At 61.2% G+C, this 17,480-nt stretch carries 12 protein-coding genes and 1 pseudogene; 4 read left to right on the top strand and 9 right to left on the bottom strand.

The window, feature by feature from the left end; all coding sequences use genetic code 11:
* The coding region (gene psaB, locus NW857_RS02740) for a photosystem I core protein PsaB (protein WP_414335741.1) at nt 1-2,177 on the bottom strand (2,177 nt) is incomplete at its 3' end.
* Nucleotides 2,178-2,198: 21 nt separating this feature from the next.
* On the bottom strand, nt 2,199-4,466 hold the full coding sequence (psaA, locus tag NW857_RS02735) for a photosystem I core protein PsaA (protein WP_414336982.1): 2,268 nt from the start codon (nt 4,464-4,466) through the stop codon (nt 2,199-2,201).
* Between the two features lie 331 nt (nt 4,467-4,797).
* Here psaA and ureC point away from each other — a divergent pair, with 331 nt between their 5' ends.
* From ureC to NW857_RS02720, 3 genes are all read left to right on the top strand, one after another.
* Nucleotides 4,798-6,516 (top strand): urease subunit alpha, encoded by a 1,719-nt coding sequence (gene ureC / locus NW857_RS02730; RefSeq protein ID WP_414335744.1) that lies wholly within the window; start codon nt 4,798-4,800, stop codon nt 6,514-6,516.
* Between the two features lie 83 nt (nt 6,517-6,599).
* Entirely contained in the window at nt 6,600-7,727 is a 1,128-nt protein-coding gene (locus tag NW857_RS02725; protein WP_414367898.1) for an ABC transporter ATP-binding protein, read from the top strand.
* A 27-nt stretch (nt 7,728-7,754) separates the two neighbouring features.
* On the top strand, nt 7,755-9,014 hold the full coding sequence (locus NW857_RS02720) for an ABC transporter substrate-binding protein (protein ID WP_414335982.1): 1,260 nt from the start codon (nt 7,755-7,757) through the stop codon (nt 9,012-9,014).
* An 8-nt stretch (nt 9,015-9,022) separates the two neighbouring features.
* Here NW857_RS02720 and NW857_RS02715 read toward each other — a convergent pair whose 3' ends face one another.
* The 5 genes from NW857_RS02715 to rimP form a co-directional block, all read right to left on the bottom strand.
* A complete protein-coding gene (locus tag NW857_RS02715) occupies nt 9,023-12,007 on the bottom strand; it encodes an ATP-binding protein (protein ID WP_414367896.1) in 2,985 nt (994 codons plus the stop codon).
* Between the two features lie 7 nt (nt 12,008-12,014).
* Complete coding sequence (locus NW857_RS02710; protein ID WP_414367895.1) at nt 12,015-12,686, bottom strand: ABC transporter permease; 672 nt, start codon at nt 12,684-12,686, stop codon at nt 12,015-12,017.
* A 50-nt stretch (nt 12,687-12,736) separates the two neighbouring features.
* Nucleotides 12,737-13,384, bottom strand: coding sequence for a flavin prenyltransferase UbiX (locus NW857_RS02705; protein WP_414335627.1), 648 nt, complete (start codon nt 13,382-13,384; stop codon nt 12,737-12,739).
* A 55-nt stretch (nt 13,385-13,439) separates the two neighbouring features.
* Nucleotides 13,440-14,813, bottom strand: coding sequence for a transcription termination factor NusA (nusA, locus tag NW857_RS02700; protein WP_414335625.1), 1,374 nt, complete (start codon nt 14,811-14,813; stop codon nt 13,440-13,442).
* Nucleotides 14,814-14,972: 159 nt separating this feature from the next.
* Nucleotides 14,973-15,446: a ribosome maturation factor RimP gene (gene rimP, locus NW857_RS02695; RefSeq protein WP_414335623.1), complete on the bottom strand. Its 474-nt coding sequence runs from the start codon at nt 15,444-15,446 to the stop codon at nt 14,973-14,975.
* Between the two features lie 336 nt (nt 15,447-15,782).
* Between rimP and NW857_RS02690 the strand changes: the two genes are divergently transcribed.
* Nucleotides 15,783-16,298, top strand: coding sequence for a TIGR02652 family protein (locus NW857_RS02690; RefSeq protein ID WP_414335622.1), 516 nt, complete (start codon nt 15,783-15,785; stop codon nt 16,296-16,298).
* A gap of 101 nt (nt 16,299-16,399) precedes the next feature.
* Here NW857_RS02690 and NW857_RS02685 read toward each other — a convergent pair whose 3' ends face one another.
* On the bottom strand, nt 16,400-16,849 hold the full coding sequence (locus NW857_RS02685; RefSeq protein ID WP_414335629.1) for a hypothetical protein: 450 nt from the start codon (nt 16,847-16,849) through the stop codon (nt 16,400-16,402).
* 190 nt (nt 16,850-17,039) lie between these two features.
* Nucleotides 17,040-17,480: pseudogene (locus NW857_RS02680) on the bottom strand (hypothetical protein); the annotation flags it as partial.

Below are 17,480 nucleotides of genomic sequence, written 5' to 3'. Positions count from 1 at the left end.
CCCACCGTGAAGTGGGCCAGACCCACCAACCGACCCTGCACAATCGACATAGCCACCGGCTTATCTTTCCAGCGGATCAGCTTGGCCAAGGGGGTGCGCTCGTGCGCCCAGACCAGGGTCTCGATCAGCTCTTGCCAGTAGCCGCGCCAGGAGATCAAGAACATGAACCCAGTCGCCCAGACCAAGTGGCCGAACAGGAACATCCAGGCCCAAACCGCCAGGTTATTCATTCCGTAGGGGTTGTAGCCGTTGATCAACTGAGCCGAGTTGGCCCAGAGATAATCCCGCAGCCAGCCCATCAGGTAGGTGGAGTTCTCGTTGAACTGGGCGGTGTTGCCGCTCCAGATCCCCAGGTGCTTCCAGTGCCAGTAGAAGGTCACCCAGCCAATGGTGTTCAGCATCCAGAACATGGCCAGGTAGAAGGCATCCCAGGCGGAGATGTCGCAGGTGCCGCCCCGACCCGGCCCGTCGCAGGGGAAGCTGTAGCCGAAGTCTTTTTTGTCCGGCATCAGCTTAGAGCCGCGGGCATCCAACGCCCCTTTGACCAGGATCAACGTCGTGGTGTGCAGGCCGAGAGCAATGGCGTGGTGCACCAGGAAGTCGCCAGGGCCAATGGGCAGGAAGAGGAACCCATTGGGGTCATTGATGGCTTGCAGCCAGCCGGGCAGCCACACGTTGCCGTAGTTGGGCCAAGCCGTAGAGGCGATGCTATCCGGGTTGGACAACAGCACGTCCATGCCGTAGATCATCTTGCCGTGGGAAGCTTGAATGAACTGAGCAAACACCGGCTCGATCAGGATCTGCTTCTCCGGCGTGCCAAAGGCTTGCATGACATCGTTGTGGACGTACAGCCCCAGCGTGTGGAAGCCCAAGAACAGCGATACCCAGCTCAGGTGGGAGATGATCGCCTCCTTGTGATCCAGCACCCGCGCCAGCACGTTGTTCTTGTTGGCTTCGGGATCGTAGTCCCGCACCAGGAAGATGGCCCCATGGGCAAAAGCCCCCACCATCAAGAACCCAGCGATGTACTGGTGATGGGTGTAGAGAGCCGCCTCCGTGGTGTGATCCATGGACATGAACACGTAGGGGTTGAGGGCGTACATGTGCTGCGCCACCAGCGAGGTCACCACTCCCAAAGAAGCCAGCGCCAACGCCAACTGGAAGTGCAGGGAGTTGTTGACCGTGTCGTAGAGGCCCTTGTGCCCTTCGCCCAACAGGCCCCCGAAGGGAGTGCCCTTGGGCGGGTTGTGGGCGCCCAGGATCTCGCGGATGCTGTGGCCGATACCCCAGTTGGTGCGGTACATGTGGCCAGCGACGATGAAGATGACCGCAATGGCCAGGTGGTGGTGGGCCATGTCTGTCAGCCACAGGGACTGCGTGTTGGGGTTAAAGCCGCCCAAGAAGGTGAGGATGGCCGTGCCCGCCCCTTCTGCCGTGCCCCAGACGTGGTTGGCCGTATCTGGGTTCTGGGCATACACCCCCCAGTTAAGGGTGAAGAAGGGCTTCAGTCCCGCCGGGTGGGGCAGCGTGGTGAGGAAGTTGTCCCAGCCCACGTGCTGACCGCGCGACTCGGGGATGGCCACGTGCACCAGGTGGCCCGTCCAGGCCAGCGAGCTGACGCCGAACAAGCCGGCCAGGTGGTGGTTGAGGCGGGCTTCAGCGTTCTTGAACCAGCTCAGGCTGGGCCGGAAGCGGGGCTGCAGGTGCAGCCAGCCGGCAAACAGGAACACCGCCGCCAACAACAGCAGGCCGATGGCACCGGTGTAGAGATCGCCGTTGGTGCGCAGGCCGATGGTGTTGAACCAGTAGTAGAGGCCGGAGTAGGCCGCGTTGACAGGGCCACCGCCTCCAGGTTGGGTGAAGGCTTCCACCGCCGCCTTGCCGAACTGGGGATCCCAGATAGCGTGGGCGATGGGGGTGACGCCGGTGGGGTTGGCCACCCATTGCTCGTAGTTGCCTTGCCAGGCGATGTGGAAGACGTTGCCCGAGGCCCACAGGAAGATGATCGCCAGATGGCCGAAGTGGGTGGCAAACAGCTTTTGGTAAAGCCGCTCCTCCGTCATGCCATCGTGGGTCTCGAAGTCATGGGCGGTGGCAATGCCATACCACAGACGTCGAGTGGTGGGATCACTGGCCAGGTCTTGGCTGAATTGCGGAAAACGAGTTGCAGTTGTCATGATTCTCTCTTCCTCCTTGCCTTAGCCGAGTGCGGCAAACCGTGCCAGGAAGAACGCCCACGTGGTGACGATCCCACCCAGCAGGTAGTGGGCCACACCGACCGCCCGACCCTGGATGATGCTCAGGGCGCGGGGTTGAATGGCCGGAGCGACTTTCAGTTTGTTGTGGGCCCAAACGATCGACTCAATCAGCTCCTGCCAGTAGCCACGGCCGCTGAACAGGAACATCAAGCTGAAGGCCCAGACGAAGTGGGCGCCCAAGAAGAGCAGCCCATAGGCCGACAGCGCCGAGCCGTAGGAGTTGATCACCTGCACCGATTGCGCCCACAGGAAGTCCCGCAACCAGCCGTTGATGTTGACGGCGCTGGCTGCAAAGTTGCCGCCCGTGATGTGCTCAATCGTGCCGTCCGGGTTGACGGTGCCCCAGATGTCGCTCTGCATCTTCCAACTGAAGTGGAAGATCACAATCGAGATGGCGTTGTACATCCAGAACAGCCCCAGGAAGACGTGATCCCAGCCGGAGACCTGGCAGGTGCCGCCGCGGCCTGGCCCGTCGCAGGGGAAGCGGAAGCCCAGCTTGGCCTTATCGGGGATCAGTCGGGAAGAGCGGGCAAAGAGCACCCCCTTGAGCAGGATCAACACCGTGATGTGGATGGTCATGGCGTGGATGTGGTGCACCATGAAGTCCGCCGTGCCCAGCACCATCGGCATCATGGACACCTTGCCGCCCACGGCCACCACGTCGCCGCCGAAGATGGGGCTCACCGAAGCGCCCACGTAGGGAGCGGTGCTGGCGATGGCGTTGGTGTGCAGGGATTGAATCCACTGGGCAAAAATGGGCTGCAGTTGGATACCGGTGTCCGAGAACATGTCCTGCGGACGGCCCAGCGCCTGCATGGTGTCGTTGTGGACGTAGAAGCCGAAGGCGTGGAAGCCCAGGAACAGACACACCCAGTTCAGGTGGCTGATGATGGCGTCGCGGTGGCGGATTACCCGATCCAGCACGTTGTTGCGGTTTACCGCCGGGTCATAGTCCCGCACCATGTAGATGGCCCCGTGGGCAGCGCCGCCAACAATGAACAGTCCCCCTATCCACATGTGGTGGGTAAAGAGGGAGATCTGCGTGGCGTAGTCGATGCCCATGTAGGGGTAGGGGTTCATGGCGTACATGTGCTGGGCCACGATGATGCTCAGGGATCCCACCATGGCCAGGTTGATGGCCAGTTGGGCATGCCAGGAGCTGGTCAGCACTTCGTAGAGACCCTTGTGGCCTTCGCCGGTGAAGGGGCCCTTGTGGGCTTCCAGGATCTCTTTAATGGAGTGGCCGATGCCCCAGTTGGTGCGGTACATGTGGCCCGCCACGATAAACAGCACGGCAATGGCCAGGTGGTGGTGGGCCTGATCCGTCAGCCAGAGGGCGCCGGTTTGCGGATCCAAGCCCCCCTTGAAGGTGAGGAACTCCGCGTACTTGCCCCAGTCCAACGTAAAGAAAGGCACCACCCCGCTGAAGAAGCCCCAATCCACACTGGGGAACATCTCCTTCATCAGGGCCGGCTTGAGGATGAACTCGTGGGGCAGAGGGATCTGAGCCGCCGGCACGCCCGCATCCAACATCTTGTTGATGGGGATGGCCACATGAATTTGGTGACCGGCCCAGGCCAGAGAGCCCAGCCCCAGCAGGCCCGCCAGGTGGTGGTTGAGCATCGACTCCACGTTCTGGAACCACTCCAGCTTGGGAGCCCGCTTGTGGTAGTGGAACCAGCCGGCAAACAGGCAGAGGCCAGCCATCACCAAGCCACCAATAGCGGTGCAGAGGAGTTGAAACTCATTGGTGATGCCGGCAGCCCGCCAGAGGTGAAATAGGCCCGACGTGATGCGGATCCCTTCAAAGCCGCCGCCCACATCGCCGTTGAGGATCTCCTGGCCGAAGATGGGCCAGACCACTTGGGCGCTGGGCTTGACATTGATCGGATCCGCCAGCCAAGCGGAGTAGTTGGAGAACTGAGCGCCGTGGTAGTACATGCCGCTCAGCCAGACAAAGACCACCGCCAGGTGGCCGAAGTGCGCAGAAAAGATCTTGCGAGAGACGTCTTCTAGGTCGCTGGTGTGACTATCGAAGTCATGAGCAAGAGCGTGGAGGTTCCAGATCCAGGTCGTGGTCTTGGGGCCACGCGCCAGGCTGCGATCGAAGTGTCCCGGCTTGGCCCATTTCTCAAATGAGGTGGGAACCGGATCGATATCAACCGTCACCTTAACCTTTGGCTCTCGCTCCTTGGGTGTAGTTGTCATCAAGAACTCCTCTCTTGCGACAAGGAACGAAGCATTCCCGCCCATCGTCAGGAAACCCCCCAGGGCGGGACTTACCAGGCATTATAGGTCAGGGTTTGTAAACCCCCCGTCGCTTCACAATAATTAAACGAGGAATCCCTTGTCTGATCGGGGTCGGCGTCGATTGGCAATCGTTTTTCCAATTGTAGATGTAAATATATGTAACGAATTTTCACCAACCCAATCTGCTCTGGTGAAATGAACGCTGGGAACTGGGCAACGGGCAGCAAGGGATCCTCTGGGCGGGGATATGTGGTAGAAAGCTGACAGCTTCCTGCGCAGATGTCCTTCTATGACTCTGGAAATTCCCCGTCGCCAGTACGTCAGCAACTACGGCCCCACAGTAGGGGATCGAGTGCGTCTGGCGGATACCGAGCTGATCATCGAGGTGGAGCAGGATTTCACCACCTACGGCGAGGAGATTAAGTTCGGCGGCGGCAAGACCATCCGCGACGGCATGGGGCAATCGCCGACGGCCACCCGCGCCAACGGGGCTCTGGATCTGGTGATCACCAACGCCCTGATCTTGGACTGGTGGGGCATCGTCAAAGCCGATGTGGGCATTCGCGACGGCTACATTGTCGGCATCGGCAAGGCCGGCAACCCCAACATCCAGACGGGGGTGACACCAGGCATGGTGGTTGGCCCCAGCACCGAGGTGATTGCCGGCGAAAACTTGATCCTGACGGCAGGCGGGATCGACGCCCATGTGCATTTCATTTGTCCTCAACTGTGCGAGTTTGCCATCGCTTCGGGAGTGACTACCCTTTTGGGTGGCGGAACCGGGCCGGCCACAGGCAGCAACGCCACCACCTGCACACCGGGGGCCTGGAACTTGGGGAAGATGTTGCAGGCGGCGGAAGGGTTTCCGGTCAACTTGGGCTTTTTTGGCAAGGGGAACGCGGCGTTTCCTGAAGCTCTGCGGGAGCAGGTGGAAGCGGGGGCCTGCGGGCTGAAGATCCACGAAGACTGGGGATCGACGCCGGCGGTGATCGATAGCTGTCTGCAGGTTTCGGATGAATACGACATCCAGACCCTGATCCACACCGATACCTTAAATGAGTCGGCCTTTGTGGAAGATACCATCGCCGCCATCAATGGCCGCACCATTCACACCTTTCATACTGAAGGGGCCGGAGGTGGGCACGCCCCCGACATCATCCGCATTGCTTCCGAGCCCAACGTGCTGCCCAGCTCCACCAATCCCACCCGTCCCTTTACCCGCAACACCATCGAAGAGCACCTGGACATGCTGATGGTGTGCCATCACCTGAGCAAAGAGGTGCCAGAGGACATTGCTTTTGCCGAAAGCCGCATTCGCCCCCAAACCATTGCCGCCGAAGACATCTTGCACGACATGGGGGCCCTCAGCATCATCTCTTCCGACTCCCAGGCCATGGGCCGGGTGGGAGAAGTGATCATTCGCACCTGGCAAACCGCCCACAAAATGAAAGTGCAACGGGGGCCTCTGCCGCAGGATAGCAGCCGCAACGACAACTTTCGGGCCAAGCGTTACGTAGCTAAGTACACCATCTGCCCTGCCATTGCCCAGGGCCTCAGCCACATCATCGGCTCGGTAGAGGTGGGCAAGCTGGCGGATCTGTGCCTGTGGAAGCCGGCTTTCTTTGGGGTTAAGCCGGAGATCGTCCTGAAGGGGGGCTTGATTGCCTATGCCCAAATGGGGGATCCCAACGCCTCGATTCCAACTCCGCAGCCGGTGTACCCTCGGCCTATGTTCGGCAGCTTTGGCCGCGCCCTGAGCGAGACCAGCCTGCTCTTTGTCTCCCAGGCTGCCCTAGACCTGGGGATCCCAGAAAAACTGGGGATCCAACGCCGGGCCGTAGCGGTCAAGAATTGCCGCGAGATCGGCAAGGCGGATTTGAAACTCAACAGCAGCACCCCTCACATCGAGGTCAACCCGGAGACGTATGAAGTACGGGCCGATGGAGAATTGCTCACCTGTGAGCCGGCAGAAGTCCTGCCGATGGCGCAACGATACTTTTTGTTCTAGGCTTTTCTCAGCTTGAGGGTCGAGCATCTGGGATACGACTGACAGCGGAACGGATTGGCTAACCCTAGCCGCGTAACCTGAGCATGGGCCACCTTGTTCTTCGCCATCTCAGCAAACGCTTCCACAAGCAAGGGATCCCTGCCCTGAGGGATTTGTCTTTGACAGTGGAGCCAGGGGAGATCTTCGCCCTGCTGGGCCCATCGGGCTGTGGTAAGTCCACCACTCTCAATCTCATCGCCGGCCTGCTGGAGCCGGATCCCTGGCCCCATCCGGGAGAAATTTGGCTGGACGGGATCCTGCTCAACCCTCGGCCACCAGAGCGGCGCGGCGTGACTTTGCTCTCCCAGCACAGCCGTCTGTTTCCCCACCTGAGCGTGGGGGAAAACGTGGCTTTTGGCCTGAAGATGCGGGGTGTTCCCCGGGCAGAGCGAGAGGCAGCGGCCTTGCGCATGTTGGAGCGGGTACAATTGGCCGGGTTTGCTCAGCGCCGGCCCAGTCAGCTTTCGGGCGGACAGGCGCAGCGGGTGGCCCTGGCGCGGGCCTTGGTGATCCGGCCCAAGCTGCTGCTGTTGGATGAGCCTTTATCGGCTTTGGATGCCAACCTGCGCCAAGAGATGCAGGCCTTGATCCGGGAGCTGCAGGCGGAAACGGGTGTGACGACGGTGCTGGTTACCCACGACCAAGTGGAAGCCACGGCCATGGCCCACCGCATTGGCCTGATGTTTGCGGGGCAGTTGCACCAGGTGGGATCCCCGGCGGAGTTTTATCAGCGGCCGCGCTCCGAGCGGGTTGCCCGCTTTTTTGGCGGGGTCAATTTTCTCGATGCTCAGGGGGAAGGTCACCAACTTCGCCTCAGCACCGGGATCCTCTTAAAAAGCGCTGTGCCCCTCCAAGGTCAGGTGCGGCTGACGGTGCGCCCGGAGCAGGTGCAGGTGTTTCCCCAGCCGCCGGGGTTGGCCGAGAATGTTTTCCCGGCCCAGGTGGTGGCGGAGCGCTTTGCGGGCCCTCAGCGCCGGCTGCAGCTCCGAACCGGCTGGGGCAACCTAGAGGCGTGGGTGAACCCCCACCAGATGTTTGCGCCCGGGCAGGCGGTGTGGATCCATTTGCCGCCAGAGGCTTTGTGGCCTGTGGAGGGGGAGCCCTCACCCCCGGCCCCTCTCCCAGCCCTCACCCCCAGCCCCTCTCCCAGGGGGAGAGGGGAGTTAAGTTGAATCTGGAACCTAGACAGAGGTGAGGCCATGCAACCCAAAGGCGTTTTCTGGAAGCGGCGGCAGGTGTTGGCGGGCCTGGGATCCCTAGGGGCTTGGCTGGTTGGGCAAAGCTCTCCTCTGGCGCAAAACACCGGCGAGAACCCAGTGGAGTTGGGATCCCTGAGCTGGGCAGATATCCTGGAGCGGGCGCGGGGCAGCCAGGTGAATTGGGCCATGTGGAGCGGCAGCGAGGCCATCAACGGTTTTGTGGATGGCTGGGTCAAGCGGCAGTTGCAAGAGCGCCATGACATTCGTTTGAACCGGATCCCGCTCACGGATACCGTGGAAGCGGTCAACAAAGTGATTGGAGAGGTGCAGGCCGGGTTGCGCAGCGGCGGCAGCCTTGATCTGATTTGGATCAACGGCAACAATTTCCGCACCCTCAAGCAGGGGAACTTGCTCTACGGCCCCTTTGCCCAGAAACTGCCCAGCCTGCAGTTCTACAACCCTGCCGATATCGCAACGGATTTTGGCCTGCCCACCGAAGGCTATTCTGCCCCCTACACCGGCAACTATTTCCTGATGGCCTACAATGCCGAACGGGTGCCCAATCCGCCCCGGAGCTATGCCGAATTGTTGGCCTGGGCCGAGGCCAATCCAGGCCGGTTCGCCTACGTGGCCCCGCCGGATTTTCACGGTAGCCGCTTTCTGTTGAGCGCCTTCTACGGTGTGACAGGAGGCCATGCCCAATACAGCGGGCCGGAGTTCAATGCCGAGCTTTGGGCGCAACAATCCCCCGCTCTGGTGGACTACCTGAAAAAGCTGGATCCCTTGTTGTGGCGGCGAGGGCAAACCTATCCACCCACCTTTGCCCGCCTGGCGGAACTATTTGCCAACGGCGAGGTGTGGCTGATCCCCACCTTTATCGACCAGGTGATCTTGCGCAAGGGCAACGGCCAGTTTCCCCCCAGCACCACCCCCTATGGAATCCCCGGCACCAGCTTGATCGATCCCTCGTTCACGGCCATTCCCATCAACGCGGCCAACCCTTGGGGGGCAATGGTTTTGGCGGAGCTCTTGGCCAGCCCGGAAGGACAACTGGAAAAGTTCAAGCCGGATGTGTGGGGGGATCTGCCCCTGATCGATATCCGTCGTCTGTCTGCCGAGCTGCAGACCAACTTTGCCCAGCTAGAAGCTGCCGCCGGGATCCCCATTCGCGAGGCCATCGCCGGCGCTGTGCCCATCGTCCACCCCGAATACACGGTGCAACTGGAAGCCCTCTGGCAGCAACAGGTTTTGCCGGGATAGGTGGCCCCTCACCCCCAGCCCCTCTCCCTGGGGGATCCCCTCACCCCCAGCCCCTCTCCCTGGGGGAGAGGGGAGCTTTCGCTTCTCTGTTTCTGCAGGTGAGATGCTGTTCTGGCTTGGGGCAGCCAAACGCGAAAATGCGTCCATCCTTCCGGGCTGCTGACGGAGATCTGGCCCCCCATGTGCTCCACCAGTTGCTTGACCAGGGCCAGCCCCAGGCCGGTGCCGCCGTGCTTCCAGCGATCCGACTGCGGGATGCGGTAGAACTTCTCAAAGATGCGGGGCAGCTCCGATTCCGGGATCTCGCTGCTGTTGCTGCAGACAAAGAGGATCCCTTCTCCTTCCCGGGCCCCCTGCAGGTGGATGGATCCCGCGGGGGCGGTGTATTTGACGGCGTTGTGCAGCAGCTCGCGCAAGATGCGGCCCAGGGCCGTGGGATCCGCCTCAAGGGGTGGGATCCCCTCTTCTAGGTGCAGTTGCAAACTTTGGTTTTTGGCCTGGGCCAGGGGCTGAACTGCCGCCACCAGATCCCGCAAATAGCGCGGCAGAAAGATCTCTTCGGGTTGGAGCAGATACTTCTCGGCTGCCAGCCGCTGCATGTCCAGCAGGTCGTTGATGAGATCAATTTGTCGGTTGCATTCCTTGAGGGCGATGGCGAAATAGTGCTGCTGCTTCTCGGGGTTATCGCGGGCTATTTGCAACATTTGTAGGGCCATGCGCACATTGGTCATGGGGGTGCGCAGCTCGTGGGAGACGGTGCTCAAGAAATCGTCCTTGAGCAGGTTGAGCCGCTCCAATTCCTTTACCTGGGCCTGGGCCGCCTCATACAGACGGGCCTGCCGCAGAGCCAGAGCAGACAGGTTGGCCACCTGATAGGCCAGTTGTCTCTCCGCTTCGGAAAACTCCTGCTGCCGCTCCAACAGCAGCAGCCCCAGCCGCTCTTGCTTGTCCCAAAGGGAGCAAGCCAAAAGCTGTACCCAGTGCCCCCCTCGCTCCTTTTGACAACAGCAGTGGACTTCCCAGGGCTGGTCAAGAAACGCATGGGAGTGCAGCAGGTGCCTCAGCTCGGGATCGTTGAGGTAGGCGGGATCCGCCTTCTCCGGAAACGAGCAAGCCGGGATCCAAGAGGATCCATCGGCGCCAGTCAAGAAAATATGACAGCCGGTTAGGTTGAGGGCCTCGGCCAGGCTCTTGACCACCTCTTCCAGGATCTCCCCCTCCTTGAGGCTGGCCACCATCTGGCCGCTGAGGGAGCGCAGCACCGCCTCAAAGCGCAAAGACTGCTGCAGCTTGGCGGTGCGCAGCGCCACCTGGGCTTCCAGCTCCCGGTTGAGGGCTTCTAGCTGCTGTTGGATCCGCTTTTGCTCGGTGATCTCCCGCCCCACCGACAGGATCTCCACCAGTTGGCCCTGGCTGTCGAAAATGCCCTGATCCACCCAGCTCACCCAGCGGGATTGGCCATCTTCGCCGGGGTACTCCCGCTCGCTGCGGTGGTAAGGGTGCTCAGGCGTCAGAGCCGCAAGGGACTGCAGCACCGCGGCTTGCTCTTCTTCCGGGAGCAGATCCCGCCAAGGTCGGCCCAACACTTCTTCTGGGGAACAGCCAAAAAAGCGCAAGAGCGCAGGGTTGCCGTAGGTAATTCTCCCATCGGGCTGAAAGCGGCAGATCAGCTCCGTCTGCTGCTCCACCACAGCGCGGTACTGCTGCTGCTGTTGCCAGAGGCGATCCAGCAAAGCTTGTTGGTTGGTGGCCGCCTGCTGCCAAGCCTTGGCCAGGGTCTGCACTTCTTGGATAGGGCCGGGATCCACAGGGGGCCAGGCCGGGATCTCAGTGCGCACAAATTGCTCCGCTATTTGGGTAAGGCGGCGCAGCGGACGAGAGAGGGCTTCGCTGAGGAGGATCCCGGCGGCCAAAAAGCCCAGCAGCAGCCCACCCCCCAACAGGGCCGCCTGCCGAGCACTGGCATAGACAGGGGCTAAAAGGGCGCCCTCCGGGATCCCGTAGACGAAATAAAAGCCCGGCCCCCATTGATCCTGAATGGCCATCACCTGCACCCAGTAAGGGATCCCGTCCACCCTGAGGCGCAGCAAACCTTCAGAGTCCGCCGTTACCCAGGATCCCACCTGCTCTTGCACAGCCAGCAGCAGCGGCTGGGGAGACAGCTCCTCCCTGCCGGCCACCACCTGGCCCTCTTCATCCAGCAACCAGCTCACCCCTGGATACGCCAAGCTGGCCTGCAGATCCTCCAGAAAAGCCTGCAGTTGCTGAGCCGAGAGAGCAGCCACCAAGCTGCCGTAAACCCGCCCCTCCGCCTCGGCCAAGGGCAGCGCTGTCAGGATCAGCCGCTCCGGCCTCTGATTGGGAAACTCGACAAAAAAGTTGCTCACCACCCAGGTACGGCGGGCCCCTTCCTGTTGCAGGATTTCGGGAAACCAAGACAGCCGCCGCAAATCCACAAAGCCCAACTGCCGCGTCAAGCCGGTGGGATCCCCGCTTTCCGGATCCCGCTGGCAGCCCTGGACGGATCCCGGCTTCAGGCCCGGCGTGTGGTAGGTCCAGATCGACCCACCGGTGTGGCGGCGGGCGGTTACAAACCCCCCCTCCGCTGAGACAAAGCCGATATAGCTCAGCTCGGGAAACTGCTGCAACTGGCGGGCAAAATAGGCCTCAAGCCTCTCCAGATCTTGCGGCTGAAGCGCGGCCAAATTGGGCAGTAGCTCCCACTGGACTGCCCCTTGATTGAGGGCATTGATCTGAAGGGGGGCTTGGAGATAGCGCCTGAGGTGCTCTTCAGTGCGATGGTTAACCTCACTCTTCAGGTGCTCGGCCAACTGCAGCGCCATCTGCCGCCCAGCCCGCCAGGAGAGATAGCCCACCCCGCCTGCCCCCCCAGCCACTGCCAACAGCAGCGGCAACAGCAGCGCCACCTGCAAAGGAACCGCTCGAGAAGTGAGGAAGGGCAGGTGCATTGGAGAAGAAGAGGAAAACAGCATGGGATCCCTAGGCTTGGGGCGGCTCCAGAGCTCGCTGCAAAGCGCCGAGGAGAATTTCGGCACCAATGGCCAACAGCGCCACCGGGATTGCTCCCACCAACAGGATAGCGTTGTCGTAGAGGGCAAACCCCAGCGTGATGAAGCTGCCCAGCCCGCCCGCCCCGATAAAGGCGGCCAACGTGGCGCTGGCAATGACCTCGATAGTAGCGGTTTTAACACCGGCCAAGATTACCGGCAACGCCAAGGGGATCTCCACATGGCGTAGCACCTGCGCCGGCGTCATGCCCATTCCCAAAGCAGCTTCGCGTAGAGCCGGATCGAGACTGCGGAAGGCCACATCCGTGCTGATTAAAATGGGGGGCAAGGCCAAGATCGTCAGGGCAATCGCCGCCGACTGAAAGCCAAGGCCAAAGTAGGGAATGGCCAAAAACAAAATCGCCAAGCTGGGGATCACCCGCAAGCTGCCGAAGGCATTGATCACCACCAGGGAAACCACCTGCGAGCGGGAGCTGCCAAAACCCAAGGGCAGGCCCACCAGCAACGCGATCCCCAGCGGCACCGCCACCAGTTGTAGGTGCTGGAGGAAAGCTTGAACTAGCAGGTCGCTGTTGCTGTAGGCGTAACTTAAAGAGCTGGCCAAAAGACTCATCGAGGGTGGGTAGGTGGCAGCAAGCTCCAAGATAACTCCCCTCTCCCTCTGGGAGAGGGGCTGGGGGTGAGGGGATCCCCTTAGTCCTCTGGGGGCAGCTTGAGGATCTGCCGCTGGCGCATCCCCTGCCAGCGCTGGATAAGGTCGCTGTCGATGCCGAACTGATCCAGCGCCTTCACCACGACAAAATCCACCAAATCCAAGAGGGTGCGCGGCTGGTGGTACCAGGCCGGAATGGCCGGGACAATGCGCACCCCTGCTTCCGCCAGAGTGGTCAAGTTGCGCAGGTGGATCAGGCTAAAGGGGGTTTCCCGCGGCACAATGACCAGACGGCGACCTTCTTTAAGCTGCACGTCGGCCGCCCGCTCCAGCAGATCTGAGCTCAGGCCGGCAGCCAACTTAGCCACCGTCCCCATGCTGCACGGGATCACCAGCATCCCCTGGGTGCGATAAGAGCCACTGGCGATGGTTGCCCCCACCTCCTGCCAACGGTGGCAGACCAGGGATCCGCCCTCGCTTTCGGCCTGCTGCCGCCAAAATTGCGCCTGCTGCCGGGGATCCACCGGCAACAGCACCCCTTGCTCTCCCTGCCACACCTGATAGGCCGCCTTGGAGACCACCACTTCGACGCGGTAATCCAGGCTGAGCAGGACGTGCAAAGCCCGCACAGCATAAAGCATCCCAGAGGCGCCTGAGACGCCAAGGATGATGGGCAGAGAGGATGTCAAGGGCCGCCGCAGAACGTCTTCTGCTCAAGTCTAGCGAGGAGAGCTCTCCCTGATCTCACTCTTGGGGCTGGGCGATGTCGAACTCGGCATCGTAGTCGAAGTCCTCGTCTTCCTCAACCCAGTCTTCTCCCAGCCTGTCGTCTGTGGCCAACTTCTCTTCCTCCAAGCGGCCTTTGGTTGCGTACTCCTCGTCCTCTAGGCCCAGAGCGGCTCGCTCTGCCCGCCGCCGCAAGCGTTCCAAAGCCTCCGGCGTGATGAAGGGATAGGGCAGCCCCTGCGCTTGCGCCTCCTCTAGCGCCGCCCGGTAGCTCTCCACTTCTTTAATATCGATTTTCCAGCCGGTGAGACGGGCGGCCAGGCGCACATTCTGCCCCTCTTTGCCGATGGCCAGGCTGAGCTGGTCGCCGGTCACCAACACGTGGGCCTGTTGGATTTCCGGATCCACCAGCCGCACCTCCACCACCTTGGCCGGGCTGAGGGCGTTGGCGATGTAGGTGGCGGGATCCGGCGACCAGCGGATGACATCGATTTTCTCGTTGCGCAGCTCGGCTACCACCGCCTGAATGCGGGATCCCCTTGCGCCAATACAGGCCCCCACCGGATCCACGTCTCGCTCCACCGTATCGACGGCGATCTTGGTGCGCGGCCCCACGTTGCGGGAAGGGGGGTTGGCCTCCCGCGCCACCGCCACGATGCGCACAATATCCTCTTCGATCTCCGGCACCTCGTTGGCAAACAGGTTGACCACCAAGCCGGCATCGGCCCGGGAAACCAAAAGCTGCGGCCCCCGCCGGGATCCCTGGTAAACCTGTTTGAGGTAGACCTTCATCACCGTGTTGGGGGTGTAGCGATCGCTGGCCAACTGCTCCTTCTTAGGCAGCTCGGCCTCCACCTCTGGCTGGCCGAAACCGCTGGAAACAGCCATGATCACCTTCTGCCGCTCCATGCGCAGCACCCGTGCCTGCAGTACGGTTTTTTCCAGATCGCGGAACTCTTCCTGAATCAGACGGCGCTGCTGATCCCGTAACTTTTGCGCCAGCACCTGCTTGGTTTGGATGGCCGCCATGCGGCCAAATTCCGCCTGTTGTGGGGTAACGTCACTCATGACCTGCCAGCCCACTTCGGCTTCTGGATAGTCCTGCTGCACGTCGTACAGGGAGATCTCGTGATCCGGATCCTGCACCTGCTCCACGATGGCTTTGGTGGCCAAAACGCGAAAGCCCCCTGCTTCCACATCCAACTCTACATCGAAGTTGCGGAAGTGATCTTCTTCAAAAACGACATCTCGCTGGATGGTTTTGCGGTAGCGTTCGTAGCCTTTGAGCAGCGCCTCTCGCAGGGCATCGGTGACCACATGGCGGGGCAGGTTGCGCTCCCGCGAGATCATCTCCACCATTTCTGCCAAACCGGGCAGAGGCACCATCGACATAAACTGTTGTCCTCCTAATGCAACTTAAGCTGGGATGAAACTGCTATCACTGTTGCTCCGCAATCCTGACGGGAAATGCGTCGTCGCATAGCAGGTAGCTCCGACGCGAAGACAGGGCAACACACTTCGCGGCCGAACGTCCTCTCTATCCCCATTCCTCTACTCGGTTTCTGCCTCTGAGAGGACAACGCGCTGGACTGAGGCGCGGGGCAACTGGACTCGTCGCCCTTTGAGGGAGAGGGCAACGTTCTCCTCATCCCGACCCAGTAGGTGTCCTGACCAGACGGTTTTGCCCTTGTAGGGCGGATCCACCGTCACCTGCACCGCAAATCCTTTGAAAACCACAAAGTCGCGGTCGCTGGTGAGCAGGTTGGTGATGCCGGGGCTGGAGACCTCCAGCACATAATGGCCGGGGATCAGATCCACCCGATCCAGCTCCACCTCCAAGGCCTGGCTCATGGTTTCGCAATCGGCATGGCTGGTTTCTTGATCCGGATCCAGCGGACGGATGTCCACCCGCAAGACCGGTGGATACTGATTGGTGTGAAAAACCATCTGCACCAATTGATACCCCAGTCGAGCGGCCACAGGACGGGCCAAGCTCTCCAACTGTGGAATAAGAGGGTGAACCATAACCAACTCGTCGCCAACCTATGTTGCTGTCAGATCCAAACCCACTTGGGCCGGTGCCGGCAACAGGGGCGCTCAGCCCCCCAAAAAGCAAAAAAGTGGGCGCTGCCCACTCCCCGTTGTCATTGCGGAGATTGCCTGGGAGCTGCCTGGAGCCGGTGCAGACTCTGGGCGTGCTTCCCTTCAATCCATTTTAAAAGATCTCGTCTGGTTTTGTCATGGGGATCCTGACTTGCGTTTTGCCCACGCGATCGGCACCAGATCCACAAAAGGCAACATCTATAATGTGGACAACTGCGGATTTGCTCGACTATTCAGCCGCGTTTTGTGGGGTTACCTATGACCGTTGCCTTTTCCTACCCGATCTTCGGCCCCAGCATTCAGTGTCCCCACTGTCGGCAAACGATTGCGGCCCTCACGCTGACCGATACTTACCTCTGCCCTCGCCACGGCGCCTTTGAGGCGGATGCTGAGCAAGAGGAGCTGGTACATCTGCAATCCGGACGGCGCTGGCGTTTTTGGGAAGGCCGCTGGTTTCGTCAGCACACCCACGCCGATGGGATCCGCTTCGAGATTCATGAAGAATTGGATCGGCTGCGCATGCAAGGGATGCGAGCCACACAGGTGATCGTGGCCGAGCGCTACCGCCCCTTGCTCACCCCCTACCTGGAGCAGGGATCCCATCGCCGTCCCGGCCCACCCCGCCTCTACGGCCTGCCGGTTAGCTTCAGCTCCCAGCTTCCTGAAGGAGCCGGTGGACCACCGCAGCGCTGGCGAGTGATCAACTTCGAGCTGATCTGCGAGCTGGATCCGGCCATGCGCCAGCCGCAATCCCGGCTGCAGTTCTGCGATTAGAAGGACAAACGGCCAGGGAGCTGTTGCGGTGAGCATCAAGCCCCCTCGGCTCTGAGATTTTTCTCCGGATCGGGGAGAGCTATGCCTTGATAGGTGTAGCCTCATAAACTACCCCACCGCATAGGCGGGTGAGGTTTTAGCGCTCCGCGCCGCTGACGCGAATGGTAGCCCTGCAGTTGGCAAGCCAACCACGAACCCCTAGGTCGGTTTACAGCGGCCCCCAAAAGCGCAATCACAAAGGACTCCGTCCCGCCAGCGCGAAACGCCGCAAAACGGCTGACCGCCCCCATGAAGGTGGGCCCCTCCACGATCACCACATCCCCCGGCTCCACAAAGACCTGGGGCAAGAGGCCGAGGATCTGCCCAGAGCGATGGCCGATCAGCAGGTTTTCCAGTTGGGCCTCCACCCCTCTAGCCGGCATCAACTGCAGCACCACCTCAATCAACCCGGCAAACGTGCCGCCATAATTGAGGGCATTGTCCCCATCCTCTGCCAACACCTCCGCCGTGGCCCGTGCCAAGTCGGTCTTGGGAAACAAACGCGAGTCCAAAGGCAGAACTGCTCACCACCGGCACCGCCCCTAGATCTCCGCGCCAAAAGGCGGGGGGATCAAAGCCTGCGCCCGTTGGGCAAACAGGGTCTGCAACAGAGGCTGAGCTGCTGCGTTCGCAAAAGCGTCGCGTAGCGATGATGAGGTCTGGGTCATAGCAGGCAAGACAAAAAGAAAAATGCAGACTAGCCTAGGCCAATGATTGCCACGATAACAAGAAAGAACTGCCCAGCAGCAGGGATCCCAAAACCCGCCGCCAGCCCCGGTAGGGGATCTCCGCCAAGACGCCGCCGGCGCTCAGGCACAGGAAGGGGAGCCCCACCAATCCCCAGCGAGCACTTTGCTGCAGGCTGTTCACTTGGGGATCCCAAAACCACGTCGCCAGCATCCCCATCCAGAGGACATGGCCCAGGCCGGCCAAGCTGAGCAAGGCTTGTTGCCGTTCCGCCCAGGGCCAGCCCAACCGCACCAAGCTCAACCCCAAGGGCAGCATCAAAGTCGCCAAAACGGCCAAGCCACCTTGGGAGCTGAGGCGATAGGCAACCCTTGCAGAAGGATCAGCCGGTAGATCGACCCGTCCCAGCCAAGAAAGGGCCATCACCAGCAGCAGCAAAAGCAGCCAAAGTGCCCC

The organism is Synechococcus sp. H55.9 (assembly GCF_047462355.1).
Classification (GTDB): Bacteria; Cyanobacteriota; Cyanobacteriia; order Thermostichales; family Thermostichaceae; genus Thermostichus.
This window is presented reverse-complemented; position numbering and strand designations above follow the sequence as displayed.